Here is a 25,702-nt window from a genome sequence, read left to right as displayed (position 1 = left end):
GCGCGTTCACCATGGATGGCCTTCTTGATGTCTATCTCCTTTGCAACGATGTACCGCGGGTGCTGGCAGTGGATGCTGCTGGTCTGTCTGCTGTCATTCCCCCTGTTTGCTGCTGCCCAGTCCGAGTCTGCGACTGGCCAGTCTGCGCGCCTGTCTGACGGCGCTGCTCAATCCCTGTTGACCCGGCTCGCCGAGGCACGCAACCCGGCCAAGCCAGCCGTGATCGATGAGATCGCGATGAGCGGCGATGCACGTGCACGTGGCTGGCTGGAAGCCTTTTCTGCCAGCAAGCTGGCTCGTCTCAAGGACGCCGAGCGCTTCTTGATCATCGACAACAATCGCGGCCGCGAATGGACCGTCTCCGACGCCCTGTCGGGAGAATCGGCGGGCAAGGTCTCGCGCCGCGACCTCAAGGCACTGCGCAGCAACAACTCGCTGCGCGGGCATATCGATGGCGTGCTCTCGATGATCGACCTGTCTTCTCCGGATGCCGAGGTCAGACTCGCGGCGGCGCGCGGTCTGCGTGGCAGTGTCGACGAGGCCATGGCCGAGCGGCTGCCGAGCCTGATCGAGCAGGAAGGCGATGACGCTATTCGCGCCACGCTCAAGGAAGCGCTCGCCATCCAGCAGCTGGAAGTCACTGGCGACCCCGCGGCACTGGAGACGCTCTCCGGCAGCCTGAACGCCGCCGCGATCGCCGCCATCAATGGCGCCGCGGCGAGTGATGATCCGCAGCTGGCCCAGGCCGCCAAGGTGGCGCTGGCCGGTATCGAGCAGAAGCTCCAGCTCAACAGCGGGCTCGAGACGCTCTACTTCGGCCTATCGCTGGGCTCGGTACTGGTGCTGGCCGCCATCGGGCTTGCCATCACCTTCGGTGTCATGGGCGTGATCAACATGGCGCATGGCGAACTAATCATGCTGGGCGCCTACACCACCTGGGGCATGCAGCAGCTGCTGCCGGGGCAGCCGGGGCTGGCGCTGTTGCTGTCGATTCCGGCGGGCTTTCTGGTCGCGGCGGCGGTGGGAATCGTCATCGAGCGCAGCGTCATCCAGCACCTCAAGGGGCGTCCGCTGGAGACCTTGCTGGCCACCTTCGGCATCAGTCTGATCCTGCAGCAGCTGGTGCGTACCACCATCTCGCCCTTGAATCGCATCGTGGTCACGCCGGAGTGGATGAGTGGCTCGCTGATGATCAACGAGGCGCTGTCACTGACGCTCAATCGCCTCTACATCATCGGCTTCGCACTGTTCGTGTTCGCCGGTCTGATGCTGATCATGCGCCGCACCCGTCTCGGCCTCGAGGTGCGGGCGGTGACCCAGAACCGTGCCATGGCGCGCTCGATGGGCATCAAGGCAACCCGTGTCGACATCATGACCTTCGCGCTGGGCTCCGGCGTTGCCGGCCTGGCCGGGGTCGCGCTCTCCCAGATCACCAACGTCGGGCCGAACCTGGGCCAGAACTACATCATCGATTCCTTCATGGTCGTGGTGTTCGGCGGGGTCGGCAATCTGTGGGGCACGCTGGTGGCCGGCATGTCGCTGGGGCTGCTCAATCAGTTCCTCGAGCCCTGGGCGGGCGCGGTTCTCGCCAAGATCGTGGTACTGGTCTTCATCATCCTGTTCATTCAAAAGCGCCCGCGGGGACTCTTCCCGCAGAAGGGCCGCGCCGCGGAGGGTTGATCCATGCCTGATTCACGTTCCTGGCTGGCGCGCCCCTTCACGGAGCGCTCCACCCAGATCTTCCTCGCGGTGCTGACGCTGTCGGTGCTCGCGATCACGCTGCTGCATGTGCTGCTGCCCGAGGGGCATCTGCTGCATGTCAGCACCTTCACCGTCACTCTGCTGGGCAAGTACCTGTGCTATGCGCTGCTGGCGGTGGCGGTGGATCTTGTCTGGGGCTACCTGGGCATTCTCAGCCTGGGTCACGGCGCCTTCTTCGCGCTGGGCGGTTACGCCATGGGCATGTACCTGATGCGCGAGATCGGTGACCGCGGCGTCTATGGCAATCCGGAACTACCGGACTTCATGGTCTTCCTCAACTGGCAGGAGCTGCCGTGGTTCTGGCAGGGCTTCGACATGCCGGCCTTCGCCTTCCTGATGGTACTGTTGGCGCCGGGGCTGCTGGCGCTGGTGTTCGGCTTCCTCGCCTTCCGCTCCCGCGTCACCGGCGTCTATCTCTCGATCATCACCCAGGCGCTGACCTTCGCCTTGATGCTGGCGTTCTTCCGCAACGAGATGGGCTTCGGTGGCAACAACGGCCTGACCGACTTCAAGGACATTCTCGGCTTCGACCTGCGCACGGATGCGGTGCGCATCGCGCTGTTCATCGCCAGCGCTGTGGCGCTGGGGCTGGGCTATCTGCTGTGTCGTGGCATCGTCGGCTCCAAGCTGGGACGTTTGAGCATCGCCTGTCGCGACGCCGAGGCGCGCACGCGCTTTCTGGGTTACCGCGTCGAACGTGTCCAGCTGTTCATTTTCGTGGTCTCGGCGATGTTGGCCGGGGTCGCGGGTGCGCTGTACGTGCCGCAGGTCGGCATCATCAATCCCGGCGAGTTCTCGCCGCTGTTCTCCATCGAGGTGGTGGTGTGGGTGGCGCTCGGCGGCCGCGCGACGCTCTACGGTGCCGTACTGGGCGCGCTGATCGTCAACTACGCCAAGACGGTGTTCACCGGCATCATGCCGGATGCCTGGCTGTTCGCCCTCGGCGGCCTGTTCGTGCTGGTCACCGTGCTGTTGCCCAAGGGCATCGCCGGCCTGTTCGCTCAGCGTGGCTGGGGAAGGCGTTCGCAGTCGTCCGCGGCGAAGAGCGAATCGGCATCCGGTTCCCGTCCCATCGAGGAGGCCACCGCATGAGCCTGTTGAAAGAGATGGCCACGCGTGACCGCGTGTTCGACTTCCTGACCCCGCGCATCTCGCCGGTGGACGTGACCCACGGGCCGATCCTCTATCTGGAGGATGTCAGTGTCAGCTTCGATGGCTTCAAGGCGATCAATGACCTCAACCTGACCATCGACGATGGCGAGCTGCGCTGCATCATCGGCCCCAACGGCGCGGGCAAGACCACGATGATGGACATCATCACCGGCAAGACGCACCCCGACAGTGGCTCGGTGTGGTTCGGCAGTCGTCACGATCTGCTGCGCATGAGTGAGCCCGAAATCGCCACCCTGGGCATCGGGCGCAAGTTCCAGAAGCCCACCGTCTTCGAGGCGCTCAGCGTGTTCGAGAATCTCGAACTGGCCATGGCCACCGACAAGCGCATCTTTCCGACGCTGGCCGCGCGCATGAGCGGCGAGACCCGCGCCAGGATCGAGGAAGTGCTCGAGACGATTCACCTCAAGGAGTGGCATGCGCGCGAGGCGGGCATCCTGTCCCACGGCCAGAAGCAGTGGCTGGAGATCGGCATGCTGCTGATGCAGAAGCCGCGGCTGCTGCTGGTCGATGAGCCGGTGGCCGGCATGACCGAGCAGGAGATGGAGCGCACCGCGGAGCTGTTGACCAGCCTGGCGGGGCGTCAGTCGGTGGTGGTGGTCGAGCACGACATGGGCTTCGTGCGCTCCATCGCGCGCAAGGTCACGGTGTTGCATCAGGGCGCGGTATTGGCGGAAGGCAGCATGGATGCGGTATCGAGCGACCCGAAAGTCGTCGAGGTCTACCTGGGAGAGAGTGACGGATGACGCAAGCGCTGAACACCAAGGCACCGATGCCGAGCGGCGAGTCGCCGCTGCTGTCCATCGACACGCTCAACCAGTTCTATGGGGAAAGCCACACGCTGTGGGACCTGACGCTGGAGATTCCCGTTGGGCAATGCACCTGCGTGATGGGCCGCAACGGCGTCGGCAAGACCACGCTGATGAAATGCATCATGGGCGAGGAGAGCGTCCGTGACGGCAAGCTTCTGTACCGCGCCGATGGCGATGCCAGTGGCAGCGATTCCGGTCGCGATGCCAGCAGCAACGAGCCACTTGATCTGACGCGGCGCAAGCTCGAGGAGCGCGCCCGCCTGGGGGTCGGCTATGTCCCCCAGGGGCGACAGATCTTCCCGATGATGACGGTGGAAGAGAACCTGCGCACCGGGCTTGCCGTGCGTCGCGATGGCCTGCGCCAGATTCCCGAGCGCATCTATGAGCTGTTCCCCGTGCTCAAGGAGATGCGTCACCGCCGCGGGGGCGACCTCTCTGGCGGCCAGCAGCAACAGCTGGCCATCGGCCGCGCACTGGTGATCGAACCGCGCCTGCTGATCCTCGATGAACCCGGTGAGGGCATCCAGCCCAATATCGTCGCCCAGATCGGCGAGGTCATCCGTCGCCTGATCAAGGAAGACGGCCTGACGGTACTGCTGGTCGAGCAGAAGCTGCCCTTCGCGCGCAAGTACGCCGACCGCTTCGTGATCATGGATCGCGGCCGGCGGGTAGCCGAAGGCGATATCGCGGCGCTGTCCGATGAACTCATCAAGCAGCACCTGACCGTATGACGATCCGATGCGTGATTCCCGCTGACGGCGCGACGGATGCCGTGCGCAGTGAGGCCAATGCCTCCGGCCACCGCTTCGATGACCAGCGCCAGTGGCAGGCCGCGCTGGCGCTGCGGTTCGAGGCGGATGCGCGCGACACCAGTGATGGCGGGCGTGCCATCACCCGCCTGACGCGCAGACGCCATCACGGCCCGCTGCGCGTGCAGCGACCCTTCTACCCCGAAGGCCGCCACGGCTGCTGCCACGTCTATCTGCTGCATCCCCCCGGTGGGCTGGTCAGCGGCGATGCGCTGCAGATCGAGGCCGAGGTGGAGGAGGGCGCGCATGTGCTGTTGACCACGCCGGCGGCGGCCAAGCTCTACAAGGCGGATCGCAATGGCGTGGCCTGGGGCCAGCATACGCACCTCAAGGTCGCCGACGGGGCCACCCTGGAATGGCTACCTCAGGAAACGCTGGCCTTCAATGGCTCGCGCGGCGAGCAGACCACTACCCTCGAGCTTGCCGGCTCTGCGCGCTGTCTGGGCTGGGAAGTGCTGGCACTGGGGCGCCCGGTCGGTGAGCTGCCCTTCGTCAGCGGCCATCTCGAACAACGCTTTCGCCTGACCCGCGACGGCAAGCCAGTGTGGATCGAGCGCCAGTCGCTGGACCCGCTGCATCCGCGCTTCACCGGACGCTGGGGGCAGGGCGGCTGCAGTGTGCAGGCCACGCTGTGGGCGGTCGGACTCGAGGATGAGGCGGCGGCCATCGAGGCGCTGCGTGAGGCGATGCCGGCTTCCCCGCGCTGGGCGGTGACCCGCCGCGAAGGCGTATTGCTGCTGCGCTATCTGGGCCATGAACGCAACGAGGCCTGGGCGCTGTGCCAGCAGGCATGGCAGCTCCTGCGCCCTCTGATGACGGGGCTTGAGGCACAGGTGCCACGTATCTGGCTGACCTGATCTCGAAAGCCCCCACTGAATGACAACCACAAGAGCCACGACATGGAACTGACGCCAAGAGACAAGGACAAGCTGTTGCTGTTCACCGCAGCGCTGCTGGCGGAACGCCGCAAGGCCAAGGGCCTCAAGCTCAACTACCCGGAATCCATCGCCTTGATCAGCGCCGAGATTCTGGAAGGCGCCCGCGAAGGCTTGAGCGTGGCCGAGCTGATGGGGCGCGGCGCGGAGGTGCTGACCCGTGACGACGTGATGGAGGGCATCGCCGAGATGATTCCCGAAGTGCAGGTCGAGGCGACCTTCCCGGACGGCACCAAGCTGGTGACCGTTCACAACCCCATCGTGTGAGGCGATCAATCATGATTCCCGGTGAATACCTGGTGGCTGACGGCGAGATCTCTCTCTGCGAAGACCGTCTGCGCACCACGCTCTCGGTCGGCAATACCGGCGACCGGCCGATCCAGATCGGCTCGCACTATCACTTTGCCGAGGCCAATCCGGCGCTGGTGTTTGATCGTGAGGCCGCCCTCGGGCAGCGCCTGGACATCGCCGCCGGCACGGCGATCCGCTTCGAACCGGGACAGACGCGTGACGTCACGCTGATCCCCTTCGCCGGCAGCCGTCATATCTATGGCTTCCGTGGCGAGGTGATGGGGCAACTCAAGGATGACGGCAGTGTCGAGCGCTGAGCGAGCGACGCCCTTTACCTCAATGCGCCAGGCAATGGCGCTGACAGGCATTCAGTTCGGAGCTCACTTGGCAACGGCAGTTCAGCAACTGCAGCTCAGAAGCGTTGGCTTAAAAGCTGTAGCTCAGGGATCAAGAGGCAACCCATGAAGATAACGCGACAGGCCTATGCCGACATGTACGGCCCGACCACCGGGGACCGCGTGCGTCTGGGCGACACCGCGCTGTGGATCGAGGTGGAGAAGGATTTCACCCATTACGGGGAAGAAGTGAAGTTCGGCGGTGGCAAGGTGATCCGCGATGGCATGGGCCAGAGCCAGCGCGCCGATGACAGCGTGATGGATACCGTGATCACCAATGCGCTGATTCTGGACTGGTGGGGCATCGTCAAGGCGGATGTCGGCCTCAAGGCCGGGCGCATCGCGGCCATCGGCAAGGCGGGCAATCCCGATACCCAGCCCGACGTGGATATCGTGATTGGCCCAGGCACCGAGATCATCGCCGGTGAGGGCAAGATTCTCACCGCCGGTGGTGTCGACCCGCACATCCACTTCATCTGCCCCCAGCAGGTGGAAGAGGCGCTGATGAGCGGCATCACCACCATGCTCGGCGGCGGCACCGGGCCTGCCACCGGCACCAATGCCACCACCTGTACGCCGGGGCCGTGGCATATCGGCAAGATGCTGCAGGCGGTGGATAGCCTGCCGATGAACATCGGCTTTCTCGGCAAGGGCAATGCCTCGCTGCCACAGGGCCTGGAGCAGCAGATCGAGGCCGGCGTGATCGGCCTGAAGCTGCATGAAGACTGGGGCACGTCGCCGGCCTCCATCGACAACTGTCTGACCGTCGCCGATGCCTATGACGTGCAGGTGGCGATCCATACCGACACCCTGAACGAGTCGGGCTTCGTCGAGGACACCCTGGCAGCCTTCAAGGACCGCTGCATCCACACCTTCCACACCGAAGGCGCCGGTGGCGGCCATGCCCCGGATATCATCACCGCCTGCTCGCGGCCCAACGTGCTGCCGTCCTCCACCAACCCGACGCGTCCCTACACCGTCAACACGGTGGATGAGCACCTCGACATGCTGATGGTCTGCCACCACCTGGACCCGAGTATCCCCGAGGACGTCGCCTTCGCCGATTCGCGCATTCGCCGCGAGACCATCGCCGCCGAGGACATCCTGCATGACCTGGGTGTCATCTCGATGATGTCCTCGGATTCCCAGGCGATGGGCCGCGTGGGCGAGGTGATCTGCCGTACCTGGCAGACGGCGCACAAGATGCGCGAACAGCGCGGCCTGCTGGCAGAGGACAGCGAGCGCGGCACCGACAACTTCCGCGCGCGTCGCTATATCGCCAAGTACACCATCAACTCGGCCATCACCCATGGCATCGCCCATGAGGTCGGCTCCATCGAGGTCGGCAAGCTGGCGGACCTTGTGCTGTGGTCGCCGGCGTTCTTCGGCGTCAAACCGGCCTGCATCCTCAAGGGCGGCATGATTGCTGCCGCACCCATGGGCGACCCGAATGCCTCGATTCCTACACCGCAACCGGTGCATTACCGCCCGATGTTCGGCGCCTTCGGCAAGGCGGCCAGCGCCACGCGCTTGACCTTCGTCTCCCAGGCGGCACTCAAGGCGGGTGTTGGGGAAGCGCTCGGGCTCGACAGCCCGCTGTCCGCCTGCCGCGACGTACGTCAGGTGCGCAAGTGCGACATGAAACTCAATGACGCCTGCCCGGAGCTCAAGGTTGACCCCGAGACCTACGAAGTCTTCGCCGACGGTGAGCTGCTGACCTGTGAGCCTGCTAGCGAGCTGCCGCTGGCCCAGCGCTATCACCTGTTCTGAAGGCCTGTTTCAAGTGCCTGTTCTGACTCCCTATTCGAGATCGACGCCATGATGGAATTGATACATCGCCTGCCAGACGCCAGTGGTTCAGGCTCCCCAGCGAGCACTCACACCGACGCCGAGCCTCTCGACACCCTGACCCTGCCGCTGGAGCTGCGCATCCGCGGTCGTCTGCGAGCCACCACGGACGGCGGACGCGAGGTCGGCCTGTTTCTGGATCGCGGACCGGTACTGCGTGACGGCGATCGGCTGGCCTCGCGCGAGGGTGAGGTGATCCGCATCCGCGCCGCGGATGAGCCGGTAGTGACTGCCCACATCGCCGCCGGGCGCCCGATGGCCGCGCTCTGCTATCACCTGGGCAATCGCCATGTGCAGCTCGCCATCGGCATGCAGACGCCTGACGCTGGCAGTAGTGAAGGAAAGTCCGAAGCAAAGGGCGAAGCAGAGAGCTCAACCGGCTGGGTGCGCTTCCCGCCGGATCACGTGCTGGAAGAACTGGCCGAGCGCCTCGGCGCGACCCTCACCCATCACGAGGCGCCTTTTGACCCTGAGCCGGGTGCCTATGCCCAGGCGGGGCAGGGGCATGCTCATTCTCACGGCCACTCACATGCTCACGACCATGCCCATGCCCATGAGCACAGCCACGGCCATTCTCACAACCACGCCCATGAGCACACGCATGAGCACTGATTCTATGGCGGGCCTGCCGGCGCAGGAGGATCTGGCGCTATTGGGGCTGTTGCAGCTGGTGAGTCCGGCCTTGCCCATCGGCGCCTTTGCCTGGTCTCAAGGGCTGGAGAGTGCCTTCGAGCTTGGCTGGGTCACTCAGGAGCAGGAGCTTGGCGAGTGGATCGACGGCGTGCTGGAAGACGGGCTTGGCCGTTGCGAACTGCCACTGTTGGTGCGTCTGCAGCAGGCGTGGGCCGTGGGGGATGCACCGGCGCTCGACGAGTGGGATGGCTGGCTCAAGGCGACGCGCGAAACCGCCGAACTCAGCGATGAGGACGCGCGTCTCGGGGCGGCGCTGCTGCGCCTGCTCAGAAGTCTCGAGCTCGAACCGCCAAGCGCGCTGATGCCGCAGTCACCCGGCTATGTGACGGTGTTTGCCTGGGTGGCGCATCAACGTGGAGTGCCGCCGCGTCAGGCCTTGATCGGCTTCGCCTGGGCCTGGCTCGAGAATCAGCTGGCGGTGGCCTGCAAGGCCATGCCGCTGGGACATACCGCCGCCCAACGTCTGACCGAGCAGCTGCGCCCCCGTGTGGTTGAGGTCGTCGCGCAGGCGCTTGCGCGTCTGGATGGTGAGCTTGGCCCGATATTGCCGGGGCTGGCACTCGCCTCCGCTCAGCACGAAACCCAATATTCCCGTCTGTTCAGGAGTTGAGCCAAGGCCGCCTGTCTTGAGGCGGCGGCGCCTGAACCGACCGACATGAACGTCTGATATCTCACGAGAAAGGAAGCTGCCATGAAGCATTGTCTACGCGTAGGAGTGGGTGGGCCGGTGGGCTCCGGCAAGACGGCGCTGCTGCGCCAGCTGTGTCTGGCCCTGCGCGATCATTACGACATCGGGGTGGTCACCAATGACATCTACACCCGCGAAGATGCCGATTTCCTGCTGCGACATGAAGCACTGGGCGCGGACCGTATCCTCGGGGTCGAGACCGGCGGCTGCCCGCATACCGCGATTCGCGAGGATGCCTCGATGAATCTGGCGGCCATCGATGATCTGCAGGCGCGTCACCCGGATATGGAGCTGGTGCTGGTGGAATCCGGCGGCGACAACCTGTCCGCGACCTTCAGCCCCGAGCTTTCCGATCTTACCCTCTATGTGATCGATGTCTCGGCAGGCGACAAGATTCCGCGCAAGGGCGGTCCGGGCATCACCAAGTCGGATCTTCTGATCATCAACAAGATCGACATCGCCGAGCAGGTGCATGCCTCCCTCGAAGTGATGGATCGCGATTCGCGCAAGATGCGCGGTGAGCGGCCCTTCGTGTTCGCCAATCTGTATGACGGTGTCGGGCTGGAAGAGATCATCGCCTTCATTCTGGATCGCGGCATGTTGCCGGAGCGTCGCCCGCAAAAGCTGGCGGCACAGGCCTGACGGCGCAGCGTTTTCTACCACTTGTCTACGAGCCATTGTCTCCCGGCATTCGCCTCACCACGGGTGTCGGGGGATTTATCATCATCTTGTTCAGGAATGACACATGAAGCGTTCTCACTCCGCACTGCTTGCCACCTCGCTGCTGCTGGTGGCGACCTCGGCTTTCGCCCACCCCGGCCATGATGCCCAGGGACTGATGGCGGGCCTGTCGCATCCCTTCACCGGGCTGGACCACCTGCTGGCCATGCTGGCCATCGGCATCTGGAGTGCGCGTCAGTCGCGGGCCTTGACGCTTGCCACGCCGCTGTTAATGGTCGTCGGCATGCTGGCGGGGGCGGGCATCGCGCTGCTCAGCGGTGGTCAGGCGCTGCATGCGCTGATCGCCGAGCAGGGCATTCTGCTCTCGGTGCTGGCCTCTGGCGCGCTGGTAGCGCTGCTGCTGCGTCTGCCGACCCTGGCTGGTGCCGTCATGGTTACCGGCTTCATGGCCTGCCACGGTTTCGCCCATGCGCTGGAAATGCCGGCGGCTGGCAGCGCCTCGGGCTACATGGCGGGCTTCGTGGTCGCAACTCTGGCCCTGGCGTTGCTGGGCCGTGCAATCGGCCAGCGCCTGATGGGCGTGCCCGCCATCGCTTCACGTCTGGTGGGTGGGGCGGTGATGGCCTCTGCCGTGATCATGGCGGTCTAGGAAGATTTCAGGTTGAGGGAATTCATGACGATGACATGAACTCTCGCATTGGATTCATTGCGCTATCGACGCCCCGCTGACCTGTCAGCGGGGCGTTTTTTGTCTTCTATAGGCAGGGGGTAAGGGATTGCCTTGTAGAAATGTTATAACGTATCATTTTGGGGTCGAGTGGATGATGGCGCATTCCTCGACCTGCCGCGCAATCGTGCTTGCTGATGCAAGGGCTCTGACAAGGGCTCTGTGAGACAAGCCCTCATGGGCGTCATGCAGCACCTGATTCGGCGTGATGCCCCCTCACGAATTCAAGGCAATGACTGATGACAACTCTGCAATCGACTTCCTCTCCTGACAGGCCCGCTTCACTGCCTCCGGCCCTGCCAGTGACCGTGCTGTCCGGCTTTCTGGGCGCCGGCAAGACGACGCTGCTCAATCACATCCTTGCCAACCGCGAAGGGCGTCGGGTGGCGGTGATCGTCAATGACATGAGCGAGGTCAACATCGATGCTGCCATGGTGCGTGGCGCGCCCGGTGCGGACAACGAGGTGACGCTCAATCGTGCCGAGGAGCAGCTGGTCGAGATGAGTAACGGCTGCATCTGCTGCACGCTGCGTGAGGACCTGCTCATCGAGGTACGGCGACTGGCCGAGGAAGGGCGCTTCGATTGCCTGGTGATCGAATCCACCGGCATTTCCGAGCCGCTACCGGTGGCGGAAACCTTCACCTTCGAGGACGAGGACGGTCAGTGCCTCTCCAGTGTCGCGCGTCTCGACACCATGGTCACCGTCGTGGATGGCGCCAACTTCCTGACCCAGTATCGCGAAGCGCAGTCACTGGCCGAAGCGGGTGAAAGCCTCGGCGAAGACGATGAGCGCAATGTCGCGGATCTGCTGGTCGATCAGATCGAATTCTGTGATGTGTTGTTGATAAGCAAGACGGATTTGCTCGATGCCTCACAGCTTGCCGAGCTGAGCGCGGTGCTGCGCTCGCTCAACCCGGAGGCCGAGATTCTGCCCATGACGAAGGGTGCCGTGCCGCTTTCCAAGGTGCTGGACACTGGCCGCTTCAGTTTCGATCGCGCGCAACAGGCACCGGGCTGGCTGAAGGAGATGCGCGGCGAGCACGTGCCGGAGACCGAGGAATATGGCATCTCTAGCTTCTCCTACCATGCGCGCGTGCCGTTCCATCCCGAGAAATTCCACCAGTTGCTCCACGGAGACTGGTTCGGCGGCAAGCTGCTGCGCTCCAAGGGCTTCTTCTGGCTGGCCACGCGGCCGCAGTTTGCCGGGCAGTGGAACCAGGCCGGCGGCATCGCGCACTACGGGTTCGGCGGCATGTTCTGGAAGGCAGTCCCGGAGGTCGAATGGCCAGAAGACCCCGAGTACCTGGAGTCGATCCGAGAAAAGTGGCAGGAGCCGTTCGGTGACATGCGCCAGGAGCTGGTATTCATCGGTCAGAACCTGGATGAAGCCCGTATCCGCCAGGCGCTGGATGAGTGCCAGCTCGATGACGCCACGCTGCTGGCGGGCAAGGAAGCCTGGCGTGACCTGCCAGACCCGTTCCCCGCCTGGGAATGAGCGACGGCGCATGAGTCTCTGAACTGCTGACACTCGCCAGACACCCCGCTGATCCGCGATCAGTGGGGTGTCTTCATTGCTGGCGCGTCTTTGGCGCTCCTGATCGGTACTGTTGTGCTGATCAAGTAGGCAGGGGCCGTCACTTTCCTCGAGCAGACGCTTCGCTGCCGGTCTGTGCGACAAGGCGTGAGATGCGTGCCGCTGCAGTGCTCAGGGCAAACAGCAGGGTGGCGAGGCACACGATGGTGGGGCCGGTGGGGGTATCCAGCCAGTAAGCTGCTTGCAGCCCGCCGGTGGTGGAGACTCCGCCGATGATAGCGGCGGCGATCGCCATCAGTTCCGGGGTGTGACAGAAGCGGCGCGCCGTGGCCGCCGGGATGATCAGCAGTGCGGTGATCAACAGCGCACCGACCACCTTCAATGCAACCGCGACCACCACGGCCAGCGACAGTGTCAGCACCAGCTGCTCGCGTCGCGGGTTGATGCCGCTGGCACGCGCCAGGTCCTCATTCAGGGTGGCAGTGAGCAGCGCCGACCAGCGCCAGTAGATGAGGCCGATGACCAACACGCCACCTGCGGCGATGATTGCGAGGTCTGTCTTGCTGACCGCCAGGATATCGCCGAACAGATAGGCCATCAGGTCAATGCGTACGCCGGGCAGGAAGGAGACGGCCACCAGGCCGAAGGCGAGTGCGGAGTGCGCCATCACGCCAAGCAGGGTGTCCATGGCGTAGCCGCGTCCGCTGAGCAGCGTGACCAGTGTCGCCATGATCAGCGAGACGACGAGCACGCCGGCCAGAATCGAGGTGGACATCAAGAGCGACAGCGCCACGCCGAGGATCGCGGCATGGGCCGTGGCGTCGCCGAAATAGGCCATGCGTCGCCAGACGACGAAACAGCCCAGCGGCGCTGCCGCAAGCGCCACTAATATCCCGGCCAGGGCGGCGCGGAGCATGAAGTCATCCAGTATCAGTCCCTCCAACATCAGTGACATCCCTCTGCGTTCGGTGCAATGAGCTGGAGCGCTGGTTCTCGGCTCTGCGTTGTTTGCTTGAGCACAGGCTTGGCTGCAGGCGCGGGTGCAGGTGCAGGTGTAGGTCCGGATGAGGGCCGACAGGTGGGCGCAGCGTCAGCGGGCGAGTGGGTGCGAGAGTCAGAGTGATCGTGAGACTGAGCAGGAGAGTGATCGTGTGAATGCTCATGGCGATAGAAGGCCAGGGCATCAGCGGTATCGAGCCCGAACAGATCCTGGTAGGCCGGTGAGGTCATGACACGCTCAGGCGTGCCCTGACAGCAGACGTGGCCATGCAGGCAGACGACACGGTCGGAGGCGCGCATCACCACATGCAGCTCGTGACTGACCATCAGTACCCCGCAGCCGAGGGTGTGGCGGACGCGATCGATCTGACGGTAGAAGTCCGCGATGCCACGGTGATCCAGCCCTTGGGTTGCCTCATCGAGCAGCAATATATCGGGCGAATCCATCAGGGCACGGGCCAGCAGAATACGCTGGAATTGTCCCCCCGAGAGGTCGGCGATCTGCTGTTGCTCGACGCCGGGGATGCCGGCCTGCGCCAGGGCATTTGCCACCGCCGCGCGCGAATGGCGATGGGGCAGATTCAGGAAACGCACCACCGTCATCGGCAGTGTCGGGTCCAGGCTCAGGCGCTGGGGGACGTAGCCGATTCTGCAGCCTTGTTGACGATGTATCCGCCCGCTCGTCGGGGACACCGCCCCGATGATGCTGCGAAGCAACGTGGACTTGCCTGAGCCATTGGGGCCTACCAGGGTAACGATTTCGCCGCGCTCAACCTCGAGATCGATCGCATCGAGGATACGATGCCTGCCGAGCGTGACACACAGATTTTTGATCGATAACAGCGACATGGGGACCTCTTGGCGCTGAAGAGTTGACGGGGCAGTAACAATTAATGTTATGTTATAACATATTGGGTCTGGTCATTGCAGCCTTCGATCTTCCTTCCGCGATATCGCCTCTATTGGAGAACCGCCATGCGCCATCGGTTACTGCCTTCCCTCTCTCTGCCCCTGATGCTGGCACCTGCCGTGGCAGTGGCCGAGGTGCCATCGGTCGCGGTGGACATCCCCCCGGTGCACTCACTGGTGGCACGTGTCATGGGGGAGCTGGGCAGCCCCGATCTGGTCATCCAGTCAGGCGCTTCACCGCATGGCTATTCCATGCGTCCCTCCGAGGCCAGGGCACTGTCCGATGCGGATGTGGTGTTCTTCGTCAGTGATGAGCTGACGCCCTGGCTTGCCAAGGCGCGTGCGTCGCTGGCCGCGGATGCCGATGCCGTCGAGTTGATGGAGGTGCCGGGCACCCTGCACTTGACCTATCGTTCGGGCCCCACCTTCGAGGCACATCATCACGCTGATGAAGCCTCTTCCGCGCATGGCGAAGAGCACGACGAGCATGGTGGCCACGAAGCCCATGCGGATCACGACGAGCATCACGGCGACCATGACGAGCATCACGATGGCGATCACGAAGCCCATGCAGATCACGACGAGCATCACGACGAGCATGGTCATGACGGCGAGAATCCCCATGGCTGGCTGGACCCGGTGAATGCTCACACCTGGCTGGGCGCCATTGCGGAGTCACTGGCAGCACAGGACCCGGAGCACGCGGCGACCTATCGCAGCAATGCCCAGGCGGGGCAGCAGGAGCTCGAGGCGCTGACCGAATCACTGTCAGCGCGTCTGGCTCAGGTGCAGGGCACTCGCTACATTGTCTTCCATGATGCCTATCAGTACTTCGAGCACCGCTTCGACGTGCCGGCGTCTGGTGCCATCTCGCTGGGCGACGCCTCCACCCCCAGCCCGGCCCGCGTCAAGGAGATCCAGGCGCGCGTGAAGCAGGACGACATCCAGTGCGTCTTCCGAGAGCCACAGTACAACCCGGCGTTGATCGAGAGCGTCTTCGAGGGAACCGGTGTCAAGACCTCCATCGTCTTCGAGCCGCTGGGTGTGGGACTGCCGCTGGGCGAGACGCTGTATCCGCAGCTGATCGAGCGCCTGGGACAGGGCATCCTGCGGTGTGCCGACGCCTGATCGCTCCGTGACAAATCGACGGGGGCGCTGTCGGCCCCCGTCTTTCCTCAAGAGCCTCATCCTCAAGGGAGAGCCACCGCATGCCCCACCCGACATCGCCACTGCTGAGTGAGCGTGACGCAGAGTTCTGCATCAATGCCGCGACGCGCACGCTGGAGCGCTGGGCGATTGCCGTCACTCGCGGGGAGAAGGAGACGCTTCTCTCGCTGTATGCAGAGGACGCGATTCTGGTGCCGACGGTCGCCGATGATGTGCGTGAGAATCGCCAGCAACGACAGGCCTACTTCGATGGCTTTCTCGCCAATGAAGCGCTGGCCTGCGAGTTGGGGGAGTACTCACCCCGAGTCAGTCGCAAGCTGGGTACCGTCGTGATTGGAGGGCACTACACCTTCGAATATCGCGTCGCTGACGAGACGGTCACGATTCCGGCCCGTTTTCTGTTCACCTTCGAGGAGATTCTCGGCGAGTGGAAGATTACCGGCCATCATTCCTCACGACTGGCGGGATGATCCTGCGCTGACGACGAGCCGTCCGCGCTCTGCTCTTCATTTCTTCTGACACACCCCACACTTAGGCTGAGCTTAGTGCCGCCTTCCTGCATCCTGAGGGAGGCGGTCACTGACGAGGGCCGCTTTGGATATCTGACGAATGACCGCAATACTCCCCGACGTTTCCCTGACCGAGCGCTCGCGCTCCTTGAGTCCCCTGGAATGGGTGGGCATGCAGGGGATCGATCTGCCTGTACTCATCGAGGAGGGCGATTATCGCCGTGAATTGCATGCCCACGTGGATGCGCAGGTCGACCTGCCGATGCCGCATACCAAGGGTATTCACATGTCGCGCCTTTACCGCCTGCTGGATGGGCTGGCGGAGGGCGAGCCACTGACCCCGGGCAATCTGCAGGACGTGCTCGCCGCGATGGTGGCAAGCCATCACGACTGCGCCTCGCGCAATGCACGCGTCAGGCTGGAATTCGCGCTGTTGGTGAAACGTCCGGCGCTAGTCACACCGCAACTCTCAGGATGGAAGTCCTATCCCGTCACGCTGGAGGCCAGCCTGCACGAGGACAGGTTCACACTGCAGGCCAGTGTCACGGTGGGGTATTCCTCCACCTGTCCGTGCTCGGCGGCCCTGTCGCGCCAGCTGATCGAGCAGGCATTCCTGGCGGCTCATCGCAATGACACCACGCTGACGCCTGCGCAGGTCGCCGAGTGGCTCACCCACAACGCTACTCTGGCCACGCCCCACAGCCAGCGTAGCGAGGCGCAGGTCCAGGTCGAGCTGAAGCCCGCTGCGCGGGATTTGGGGTTGATCGCACTGATCGATGCCATCGAACAGGCCGTGGCCACGCCGGTCCAGACGGCCGTGAAACGCGCTGATGAGCAGGCCTTCGCGGCGCTCAATGGTCAGAATCTGATGTTCGTCGAAGACGCTGCACGCAGGTTGATCAATGGCCTGGCGATCTCAGACGGCGAGGCGCATGTGCATGTACGGCATATCGAAAGCCTTCACCCGCACGACGCCGTGGCCTGGGGTCGCCGTGACTAAGTGAAGTCCAGCCTGGTTCTTCAGCTTCGTTCTTTAGTTACGCCCTATTTCGAGGCGTTGACGTCTTTGATCCGCATGCACGCCCCGCCGAGAAAATCGGCGGGGCTTTTGGTTTTGCAGGGCTAAAAAACCTCCAGACACCGCTGCTAACGATAGCAGACGGGCGATGTCGGTATGTGGTTTGCCATCCAGTCCAGATGAGGCTGTGGAAGGGGGATTGTTGCGTGTTTCGCTAGACAAAGGTCTATTTCTGCGGCGATGTGATTGACCGATGCGGCAGTGGACGACTAAGTTTTGCTTCATCTGGTATGGTTTGCAGTCCACTTGAGGGAGTGGAATTTGAACGTGACGCACGTGAGTCAGTCTCGCCAACACAGACTCAGGTCCGGAGCGATCAAATGGCAAGCCAGGCCCGATACGTCCATATCCAGAATCATAACAATCAAAGGGATTCGACAATGAAGCGAGCCATGCTTGCCGCCACGCTGTTAGCCGCCGCCTTGGGTACCACCACCGCGCATGCCGAGAAGATCGTGTTTGCCATCGGCGGTAGCCCCAACAGTCTGCAAGGTCTGACTGCACAACATTTCGCCGATAGTCTGCAGGCTCGACTCGGGGATGAGCATCAGGTCGAGTACTACCACAGCGGTCAGCTGGGCGATGAGCGCCAGCTGATCCAGAAGCTGCGCCTCGGCACGGTCGATCTGGCCGCGATTTCCTCGGTGATGTCGTCCGTCTCGCCAAGTTTTGCGCTGTTTGACATGCCGTTCATGGTCAAGGATCGCGAGCACCTCAAGCGCATCGATGACGAGATCGTGATGACTGACCTGGCCGAGGATGCCAAGGCAAAGGGCCTCAAACTGGTCTCCACCTGGGAGAACGGCTTCCGCCAGATCACCAACAATGAACATCCCGTGGTGGAGCCGGAAGACCTGGACGGGCTGAAGCTGCGCACCCCGCAGAGCGAATGGCGTACCGGCATGTTCACGGCGTGGGGCGCCAATCCGACACCGATGGCCTTCTCGGAAGTCTTCGTGGCACTCCAGACCGGGGTGGTCGACGGCCAGGAGAACCCGCTTTCCAACATCGATGGTGCCAAGTTCCAGGAGGTCCAGAAGTACCTGTCACTCTCCAATCATGTCTATTCGCCCATCTGGCTGACCAGCAGTCAGGCCGGCTGGGGCAAGATGCCCGAGGACGTGAAGGCCGCGATTGCCGAGGTGTCCGCCGAGACCCAGAGCTGGGCCTTCGCCAAGGGTGCAGAACTGGATGACAAGCTGCTGGCGAGCCTCAAGGCGGGCGGCATGGCCGTCAATGAGGTGGATCGGGATGCCTTCGTCACCGCGAGTGCGCCGGTCTATCAGGCGTTCTCCGACAAGGTCGACGGTGGCCAGGCGATGGTTGACCGGGCCATGGCACTGGCCAAGGAGTAAGTCATGAGCTCGCATTCCCATGCGGCCAAGGCAACCTTCCCCACCGAGAGTGGGGAAGGACTGACGGCCACGACTGACGTGACTCTGCTGGACAGAGTCAACCAGGTGGTGGAACGCTGCCTGGAAGTGTTCACCGTCGGGTTACTGCTCTCGCTGACGGTGATCGTGCTGGCGGCGGTGGCCTTGCGTACCTTCGGTGGCTCCTTGCCCTGGTATGACGAGGTCGCCTCGATCAATCTGGCTTGGCTCAGCTTCTATGGTGCTGGTCTGGCGGCTCTGAAGCGTTCCCACATGGGCTTCCCTGGTCTGATCACCAAGGCGCCCATCGCACTGCGCAGTACGCTGTTCATTACCTCTGAGCTAATCGTGATCGGTTTCTTTGCCGTGGTGGGCTGGTTCGGCTATCAGGTGCTGGACGTGCTGGCCTGGGACTCCCTCATCGCCTTGCCGACCATCGGTCTAGACGTCACCCAGTCGGTGATTCCGATCAGTGCGGCGCTCTTCATTCTGTGTGAACTGCTGAGTCTGCCTCATGCCTGGCGCAAGATGTGTGCAGGCGTCAACAGTGAAGAGGAAGAGATCGCGGAAGCCATCCGTCTGGCCGAGCAAGACCTCAAGGAGCACCGTTCATGACGCTACTGATCATTATCGCGGCGCTGTTCGCACTGGTGTTGATCAACGTGCCCATTGCGGTCGCCATCGGCACCGTCGGGGTCGTCGGAGTGGTGATCTTCATGGGCGTGGACGCGCTGGTGAACGTGCCACTGACGCTCTTCAATGGCGCCACCAAGTTCCCGCTGATCGCGATTCCGCTGTTCATTCTGGCCGGCGCGCTGATGAATACCTCGGGCATCTCCATGCGACTGATCAACCTCGTCACGGCCATGGTCGGATTCGTGCGCGGTGGCCTGGCGATGGTCAATGTCGGGGTATCGCTGTTCTTCGCCGAGATTTCCGGCTCTGCGGTGGCCGATGTGGCCGCCACGGGTTCGGTGCTGATTCCCGAGATGAAGAAGCGCAAGTACACGCCGCAGTTCTCGGCGGCGATCACGTCGTCTTCGGCGTCGCTTGCCATCATCATTCCGCCGTCGCTGTCGATGATTCTCTACGGGGCCATCGCGGACACGTCCATCGTCAAGCTGTTCGTCGCAGGCATCATCCCGGGGATTCTGGGTGGTCTGGGGCTGGCGATGCTCTGCTACTACTACGCCCGCAAGTACGACATGCCGCGTGAGGCTGCCTTCTCGCTGTCGACACTCGGCAAGGCGTTCCGCGAGGCCTTCTGGGCCCTGACGCTGCCGGTCATCATTCTGGGCGGCATCTTCGGTGGCTTCGTGACCGCCACCGAAGGCGCAGGCATCGCCGTGCTGGCGGCGCTGGTCATCGGGGGGCTGGTCTATCGTGAGCTGAACCTGCAGGTGCTGTATCGCGCGGTGATCGATGGCGTGATCCAGACTTCCGTCGTGATGCTGCTGGTCGCCACATCCGCGGTACTGGGGCTATTCCTCACCGAGATGCAGCTGCCGCAACAGCTGGCTCAGGAGATCACCGCGATCACCACGGACCCGGTGGCGGTGCTGGCGTTGCTCAACATTCTGCTGCTCCTGCTCGGCATGTTCCTGCATGGCGCCGCTGCCATCATCCTGGTGGTACCGATCGTGATGCCATTGATCCAGCAGATCGGCATCGACCCCATCCACTTCGGCCTGATCCTGACCCTCAATCTGGCCATCGGTCAGCAGACACCACCCGTGGCTTCGGTACTGGCCACCTCATGCTCCATCGCCAAGACGGACATGTGGGAAACCACCAAGGTCAATCTGCCGATGATTTTCGTGCTCTTCCTGGTGCTGATGTTGGTCACCTACGTGCCGGCGATTCCCATGAGTCTTGTCGAGCACTTCTATGGTTGATAGCTATGGTTGAGCGCCATGGTTAAGCGCTATGGCTGAGAGCAATGGTCGAGAGGGCAGTGGTGGAGACTGCCCGCCAGACACGACAAGGCCGCCTCAAAGGGCGGCCTTGTCGTGTCTGAAATAGGCGAGTGAAATAGGCGAGTGAAATGTGCGAGGAATGACCATCGGCCAACCCAGACTTCATCAGGCGGGGTATTTCACTGCTCTGATCCCGTAACAGGTACGCCTTTCGCAACCTCTCGAGGGCCGGCCACACGCTGCTCGGCGCGCAGCGTCCACATCACACCGCCGAGAATCAGCAGCATGCCCAGCACTTCATTGCTCTGCGGCCATTGCCATGCCAGCAGATATCCGTAGAGCAACGCGCAGCAGGTCTCGAAGACGATCATCTGTCCGCCCACCGATACCGGCAGGCGCTGGGCCGAGGAATTCCACAGGGCATTGGCGATCCAGGAGCCCCCGACCGACATGAACAGGGCTGCAGCAGTGAAGGCCAGCCAGCGTTCAGACGAGAGCTCCAGCGGCAATATCCGCGGCTGCAAGACGGCGACCAACACAAGAATCATCACTGCCACGACCCCGGTCGCGATGCCTTGCAGGGTGGACCATTCACGCGCGGAAAAACGACCTGCCTTGAGTTGTTGGGCATTGCGCAACGCGAACCATGCCCAGGACATCACGCCGAGCGAGCCACACAGCACGCCGATCAGGTCTCGCCACTCTCCTGCCCCCTGCAGGAAGCGAAGTAGAACAGGCACGTTCATGCAGACGATTCCCACCCCGATCAGTGTCAGGGACAGGCTCACGGACAGGCGGCTCGCCTGAATATGGCGTCTCCCGATCAACATCACCGCCACCGGCACCAGCCCGTTGATCAATGCCGCAATGGCCACACCGGCATATTGGACTGCTGCCGTCAGCAGGATGAAATACGCCACATTGCCTGTCAGCGCCAACTCCAGCAGCAAGCGGGTATCGCGCGCAGTGAGGCGAGCGGACAGACGGCGAGCATGGGGTAACGCGATCGCCGCGGCAAACAGTCCGTAGAGCCCGAAACGTGCGCAGCTGATGACCACTGGATGGATGTCGCCAAGTAATGAGGGCAACACGATGACGCCTCCCCAGAGGGGGCCTGCCATGCCAGCATGGACTATTGCTTTTTTCATGATGAGTCGCCCTTGTCTTGATCAAGGGGTCACTCTAATGCGTTACTTCGGGATCAAGCAGCGACTTTGCCGCATCCAGACATTCCATCAAGGAATGTGCGCCGAGAGAGCTGCCTGGAGCCATCCGCGCGAGCGCAATGACGAACACTGACACAATTCCAAATACAGGGAGCCCCCATGGCAGGACGTTTTCGCCATCTTCCCTCACTGGAGGGACTCGCGGCCTTCGAGTCCGTGAGTCGCTTGGGAAGCTTCACCCGTGCCGCCGATGAGCTGTGCCTGACCCAGAGCGCCATCAGCAAGCAGATTCGCGCGCTGGAAGCGTCACTTGGCACGCCGCTGTTCGTGCGCAAGGCGCGCGGTGTCACGCTTTCCAAGGCGGGAATGCTCTACCAGCAGCACATTCTGCCGGCGCTGCAAGGGCTCGAGATGGCCGGACAGCGCCTGCGCGCGCTTCAGCACTCTGACACCGTCAGCGTGCTGGCAACGCATGCCGTCTCCCAGTACTGGCTGTTCCCCTGCCTGTTGCGCTTCAGCGCCGAGCACCCCGAGATCACCGTGCATATCCACGCCAGCAACGAGATGGGTGCCAGCATGGTGTCGGACCATGATCTCGCGATCCTCTATGGCGACGGCGAATGGCCAGCGCTGGGTGCCACGCCGCTGATTCACGAAGATATCTATCCGGTGGCGCGCCCCGATGTGATCAAGGAGCAGGAGCTTTCGCTGGAAGAGCTGGCTCAGCGGCCGCTGATTCAGCTGGACTCCTCCTGGAACTGCATGGACTGGTCTCATTGGTTCGCCCATTTCGGTATTCACTACCGCCCGCCCAAGTCAGACATCACCTTCAACCAGCTGACGCTGACCTTCGCCGCCATCCAGCGAGGTGCCGGCATCGGACTGGCGTGGGACTTCATGGCGGCGGACGCCATCGCCAAGGGCGAGCTGGTTCGTGTCACGGATCATCGCGCGATCACCGGCCTCGCGGAGCATCTCGTGTTTGATCTCGATCGACCGCTCTCGGCCTCCGCGCGACTGTTCCGAGATTGGCTGATCGCCAAGGCTGGGGAGGGTGGTGTGTCAGGGCAGAATGTCTGAGCAGGAGGGCTCAACATATCGGACTTTTAGGCAGCTGTAGCTCGCTGGGGTATGGAGGAAGTCCTTGCATGGGGAGCGATGTATGCTGAAAGTGTCCATCAAAGTATTTTTCAATGTGATCTTCAGGAGTTTTAAAATTTTATATCTAAATCTGTAATAACTAGTCTGGAGTTGTAGTCAATCAGGCGGTGTCTGGCAGTAGATTGTGTCAGAAGAAAGCGCCGCTGTGGCTGGCCGCGCGGTTGAGTCCCGTCTTTGTTATGATCTCGGGCGTCCTAGACCTAGTGCGTAATGCTGGCACCCTTAACCACGAAGAGAGAAGGCTCGGTTAGTAGGTGCGGCTCGCTCGAGCCAACCTGTAGGTGATGGCCTACGATCTCACATAGACCTCAATGACTTTAGCGACGCTCGATACGCCGGGTTGCTACTCGCTTGGTTCGAGATTTCGAAGTCACCAGAAGACCGGAGTCAGCTGTCGGCCCGTGTGAGGAAGCGTTGGTAAGGTTATGATGATGGCCATCAGCGACAGATACCGCGCCGATGGCCAATCCAGTCGATAAGCACCAGACTCTGCGTGATTACGAGGATGTGTACTTGACTCCAGTAACCCAGTTTAATATGAGGCCTCGTGCTGCTATTACTCAGCATTACCGGGGTGACAGGCCCTGGCTATCGATAGCGTGTTTAACCTGATACTCAGGCATCAGAAAGCAGTGGGAGTAGATTAGGTAGCCCCATGTACTCTCTTTTTGGCATAGGTTTGGCAAAATAGAAACCCTGCAATAAATCGCAGTTATGGCATATTAGAGCTTGTTGTTGTTCTTGATTCTCAATGCCCTCTGCGACTACAACTAAGTTTAAATGATGTGACATAGTGATGATACCTTCCACAATTGCAGCATGGCTGCGATTGGAATCAATATCTTGGATGAAAGCTCGATCGAGTTTTACCTTGTGAATTGGTAAATCACGTAGATAGCTGAGGCTGGAGTAGCCAGTGCCGAAATCGTCTAGCGCGACCCGGATGCCCATTGTCTTAAGTGCATTGATCAATTCGATAGCTTTATGGGCCCAATCTATGAGTACGCTCTCGGTAATCTCCAGCTCCAATAAATGTGGCGGCAAGCAAGTTTCATCTAGTATTTCTTGAAGGTTTCTCAAGAAATCGTCGCGCCTAAACTGAAGAGACGAAACATTGACGGCGACTGGTATCACTTGTTCGCTTTTGGCGCGCATCTCTACGGCATTTTGGCATGCATGGCGCAGTATCCAACGGCCTAGTTGAACAATTTGCCCCGTTTGTTCGGCTAGGGGAATGAACACTCCAGGAGAGACTAATCCACGAGTGGGGTGGTGCCAACGAATCAATGCCTCTAATCCGCATATACGTCCATTTACCGCCTCTACGATAGGCTGGTAATAAAGCTCAAACTGATTCTGATCCTTATGTAGTGCTGTATGCAGGTCATGATGTAACTGTACGTTATCCCGGTTGAGTTGGTTTTGACCACTGAGATACCAGCACCAAGTGTTGTAGCCCTGCCGTTTGGCATCGAGCATGGCTAAGTCGGCCATCGGCATCAGCTCGCGGGAGCATCGTACGTCCTCGATGTTGTCAACGATACCGATGCTGGCACTGATACGGAGAGGTGTATCATCAATTACAAAGGGGCTAGACAGTGAGTCTAGTATGCGCTCAGCTAACTCGATACTGGACTGGCGACTATCTTGAGAGGGAATTAATAGGGCGAACTCGTCCCCGCCTATACGGGCTAATGTGACAGCACTATCTACTGTTTGGCGTAATCGGAGGCTCACTGCTATCAGCAGTTGATTGCCATTTTGGTAACCAAGACTACGGTTTATCGTTTTGAATCCATCTAGGCCAATTTGCATTATTGTAAACGACAGCTGATCATGTCGATTGTTTTTAAATAAAACCTGTAGGCACTCGTCGAAAAATGTGAGGTTGGGTAGACCAGTAAGCAAATCATGTGTCGCCTGGTAGGAAAGCTGAACTTCTTGTTCGCGCTGTTGGGTAATGTCGTGGCAGACACCGTAGACCCCTACCACTTCACCATCTACTGAAACTGGGAAATTAAAAATCTGTAGTCGATAGTTATGACCATCACGGTGGATCCCTACAGTCTCATACTGGTGTGTCCCACCTTGTCTGGCAATATTATATCCTGACTGTGTCAGTTCGCGATATGCTGGCTCGATAAACTCATTGAAGTGTCGACCGATCAACTCTTTTTCATGATATCCCGTAATGCGAGTAAGTGCCGCATTACCACGCTGGAAGCGCCCTGTTAAGTCAAACTCATAGACTCCTTCAGGGTGATTCAAGTAAAGCGAACGATGCCACTCAGATAGCATCCGAAGATCGGTAATATCGCGTTTACGCAGAAAGGCCAAAGATAATAGCCCAGCGGATTGCTCTAAGCCTAGTCGACTGACCTCATCAGGATAGCAGGGCTTACGGAAGTAGATGCTGAAAATCCCAATCAGTTCGTTTTTAGTGGTCAGGATAGGGGTCGACCAACATGCACGTAGTCCTTCGCTTTCTGCGGCATCGTAGAATGCTGACCAGCGCGAGTCAGTGCGGATATCTTCAGTGATTATAGGCTTATGATAAAAGGCTGCACAGCCGAAAGATGCCACATCAGGTCCGACCTCAACCGACTGAAGGCATTCTTGGTAAGGTAATGAGAAGTATCGACTGCGAAGAAGACTGAGCGTTTTATCCTTGGTATCAAAGCTCATGAACCCAATAATTGCCTCTGGGAGTAGTAGCTCGACTTGACGCGTGACAGCGTCAAGGATCTCCTCAAGTGGCGCTTGTTGCAAAATTCGCTCTTGCACTTCCAGCTGCGCCTTCAATATTACTAACCAGTTGACCACTTTTTGACCCTCCATACAGCCCTCTTTTTGCTACGGTAACACCCTACGATGAATAAGTATCAATGACGAGGAAAGAGCGTCTTCAAGCAGTCCTCTCAGTATGGGGTGAGCCAGCTATGGGCGCATCTGGAGGAACTGATACAGGTATAGCATATCGCTGAGGTTCACGAGGTCGTGCCTTCTCGGGAATCCGGTTTACCGCTCTGTTGCTACCATCCTGCCGCATTGGGGGAAATGTGGTAGTGCTGGTAAGTCA

Annotated in this window: 24 protein-coding genes; 20 read left to right on the top strand and 4 right to left on the bottom strand. The window is 61.3% G+C overall.

All coding sequences use genetic code 11. The features are described from left to right. Window positions 1-27 precede the first annotated feature (27 nt). The 13 genes from urtB to zigA all read left to right on the top strand — a co-directional run bounded on the left by urtB (window position 28) and on the right by zigA (window position 12,306). A complete protein-coding gene (gene urtB, locus R1T44_RS12555; RefSeq protein WP_286173844.1) occupies window positions 28-1,680 on the top strand; it encodes an urea ABC transporter permease subunit UrtB in 1,653 nt (550 codons plus the stop codon). Window positions 1,681-1,683: 3 nt separating this feature from the next. Continuing rightward, entirely contained in the window at window positions 1,684-2,853 is a 1,170-nt protein-coding gene (urtC, locus tag R1T44_RS12550) for an urea ABC transporter permease subunit UrtC (RefSeq protein ID WP_131432359.1), read from the top strand. Continuing rightward, window positions 2,850-3,677 carry an urea ABC transporter ATP-binding protein UrtD gene (gene urtD, locus R1T44_RS12545; RefSeq protein ID WP_131432358.1) on the top strand — a complete coding sequence of 276 codons (828 nt, stop codon included), beginning with the start codon at window positions 2,850-2,852 and terminating at the stop codon, window positions 3,675-3,677. Before urtC ends, urtD begins: the two co-directional genes overlap by 4 nt. A 47-nt stretch (window positions 3,678-3,724) precedes the next feature. Then, a complete protein-coding gene (gene urtE / locus R1T44_RS12540) occupies window positions 3,725-4,474 on the top strand; it encodes an urea ABC transporter ATP-binding subunit UrtE (RefSeq protein WP_131433094.1) in 750 nt (249 codons plus the stop codon). Continuing rightward, window positions 4,471-5,409, top strand: coding sequence for an urease accessory protein UreD (locus R1T44_RS12535; protein ID WP_131432357.1), 939 nt, complete (start codon window positions 4,471-4,473; stop codon window positions 5,407-5,409). The genes urtE and R1T44_RS12535 overlap by 4 nt, the downstream gene beginning before the upstream one ends. 42 nt (window positions 5,410-5,451) lie before the next feature. Next, complete coding sequence (gene ureA / locus R1T44_RS12530) at window positions 5,452-5,754, top strand: urease subunit gamma (RefSeq protein WP_024952521.1); 303 nt, start codon at window positions 5,452-5,454, stop codon at window positions 5,752-5,754. Window positions 5,755-5,765: 11 nt separating this feature from the next. Further along, window positions 5,766-6,095: an urease subunit beta gene (locus R1T44_RS12525; RefSeq protein WP_107336426.1), complete on the top strand. Its 330-nt coding sequence runs from the start codon at window positions 5,766-5,768 to the stop codon at window positions 6,093-6,095. Window positions 6,096-6,239: 144 nt separating this feature from the next. Next, a complete protein-coding gene (ureC, locus tag R1T44_RS12520; protein ID WP_024952522.1) occupies window positions 6,240-7,943 on the top strand; it encodes an urease subunit alpha in 1,704 nt (567 codons plus the stop codon). A 48-nt stretch (window positions 7,944-7,991) separates the two neighbouring features. Continuing rightward, on the top strand, window positions 7,992-8,633 hold the full coding sequence (gene ureE / locus R1T44_RS12515) for an urease accessory protein UreE (protein ID WP_131432355.1): 642 nt from the start codon (window positions 7,992-7,994) through the stop codon (window positions 8,631-8,633). Next, a complete protein-coding gene (locus R1T44_RS12510; RefSeq protein ID WP_205741732.1) occupies window positions 8,623-9,324 on the top strand; it encodes an urease accessory protein UreF in 702 nt (233 codons plus the stop codon). The genes ureE and R1T44_RS12510 overlap by 11 nt, the downstream gene beginning before the upstream one ends. A gap of 81 nt (window positions 9,325-9,405) precedes the next feature. Beyond that, window positions 9,406-10,044: an urease accessory protein UreG gene (gene ureG / locus R1T44_RS12505; protein WP_131432353.1), complete on the top strand. Its 639-nt coding sequence runs from the start codon at window positions 9,406-9,408 to the stop codon at window positions 10,042-10,044. A 103-nt stretch (window positions 10,045-10,147) separates the two neighbouring features. Then, the gene (locus R1T44_RS12500; RefSeq protein WP_131432352.1) at window positions 10,148-10,732 is read left to right on the top strand and encodes a HupE/UreJ family protein; all 585 of its coding nucleotides are present in this window, start codon (window positions 10,148-10,150) and stop codon (window positions 10,730-10,732) included. Window positions 10,733-11,049: 317 nt separating this feature from the next. Then, window positions 11,050-12,306: a zinc metallochaperone GTPase ZigA gene (gene zigA, locus R1T44_RS12495; RefSeq protein ID WP_131432351.1), complete on the top strand. Its 1,257-nt coding sequence runs from the start codon at window positions 11,050-11,052 to the stop codon at window positions 12,304-12,306. 139 nt (window positions 12,307-12,445) lie between these two features. Here zigA and R1T44_RS12490 read toward each other — a convergent pair whose 3' ends face one another. Beyond that, window positions 12,446-13,291, bottom strand: a complete 846-nt coding sequence (locus tag R1T44_RS12490; protein ID WP_131432350.1) for a metal ABC transporter permease — start codon at window positions 13,289-13,291, stop codon at window positions 12,446-12,448. Then, complete coding sequence (locus R1T44_RS12485; protein ID WP_131432349.1) at window positions 13,291-14,193, bottom strand: metal ABC transporter ATP-binding protein; 903 nt, start codon at window positions 14,191-14,193, stop codon at window positions 13,291-13,293. The genes R1T44_RS12490 and R1T44_RS12485 overlap by 1 nt, the downstream gene beginning before the upstream one ends. A gap of 126 nt (window positions 14,194-14,319) precedes the next feature. Between R1T44_RS12485 and R1T44_RS12480 the strand changes: the two genes are divergently transcribed. The 6 genes from R1T44_RS12480 to R1T44_RS12455 all read left to right on the top strand — a co-directional run bounded on the left by R1T44_RS12480 (window position 14,320) and on the right by R1T44_RS12455 (window position 20,275). Further along, window positions 14,320-15,381 (top strand): zinc ABC transporter substrate-binding protein, encoded by a 1,062-nt coding sequence (locus tag R1T44_RS12480; protein ID WP_131432348.1) that lies wholly within the window; start codon window positions 14,320-14,322, stop codon window positions 15,379-15,381. 80 nt (window positions 15,382-15,461) lie between these two features. After that, entirely contained in the window at window positions 15,462-15,890 is a 429-nt protein-coding gene (locus R1T44_RS12475) for a DUF4440 domain-containing protein (protein WP_131432347.1), read from the top strand. A 139-nt stretch (window positions 15,891-16,029) separates the two neighbouring features. Continuing rightward, window positions 16,030-16,929 carry a GTP cyclohydrolase FolE2 gene (folE2, locus tag R1T44_RS12470; protein WP_131432346.1) on the top strand — a complete coding sequence of 300 codons (900 nt, stop codon included), beginning with the start codon at window positions 16,030-16,032 and terminating at the stop codon, window positions 16,927-16,929. Between the two features lie 458 nt (window positions 16,930-17,387). After that, complete coding sequence (locus R1T44_RS12465) at window positions 17,388-18,362, top strand: TRAP transporter substrate-binding protein (RefSeq protein ID WP_131432345.1); 975 nt, start codon at window positions 17,388-17,390, stop codon at window positions 18,360-18,362. A gap of 3 nt (window positions 18,363-18,365) precedes the next feature. Further along, window positions 18,366-18,995 (top strand): TRAP transporter small permease, encoded by a 630-nt coding sequence (locus R1T44_RS12460; RefSeq protein ID WP_131432344.1) that lies wholly within the window; start codon window positions 18,366-18,368, stop codon window positions 18,993-18,995. Beyond that, window positions 18,992-20,275, top strand: a complete 1,284-nt coding sequence (locus tag R1T44_RS12455) for a TRAP transporter large permease (protein ID WP_024952532.1) — start codon at window positions 18,992-18,994, stop codon at window positions 20,273-20,275. The genes R1T44_RS12460 and R1T44_RS12455 overlap by 4 nt, the downstream gene beginning before the upstream one ends. Window positions 20,276-20,475: 200 nt before the next feature. Here R1T44_RS12455 and R1T44_RS12450 read toward each other — a convergent pair whose 3' ends face one another. Beyond that, entirely contained in the window at window positions 20,476-21,417 is a 942-nt protein-coding gene (locus R1T44_RS12450; RefSeq protein ID WP_288388130.1) for a DMT family transporter, read from the bottom strand. A gap of 204 nt (window positions 21,418-21,621) precedes the next feature. On the opposite strand from R1T44_RS12450, the gene R1T44_RS12445 reads away from it, so the two are divergent. Then, a complete protein-coding gene (locus R1T44_RS12445; RefSeq protein WP_317292128.1) occupies window positions 21,622-22,542 on the top strand; it encodes a LysR substrate-binding domain-containing protein in 921 nt (306 codons plus the stop codon). Between the two features lie 696 nt (window positions 22,543-23,238). Here the strand turns inward: R1T44_RS12445 and R1T44_RS12440 are convergent. Next, window positions 23,239-25,461, bottom strand: coding sequence for a sensor domain-containing phosphodiesterase (locus tag R1T44_RS12440; RefSeq protein ID WP_317292127.1), 2,223 nt, complete (start codon window positions 25,459-25,461; stop codon window positions 23,239-23,241). Window positions 25,462-25,702: the final 241 nt, after the last annotated feature.

This window comes from Cobetia amphilecti, assembly GCF_032923285.1.
Classification (GTDB): domain Bacteria; phylum Pseudomonadota; class Gammaproteobacteria; order Pseudomonadales; family Halomonadaceae; genus Cobetia; species Cobetia amphilecti.
Note: the sequence above shows the minus strand (reverse complement) of the source record. Positions and strands in the feature narration are given on the sequence as shown.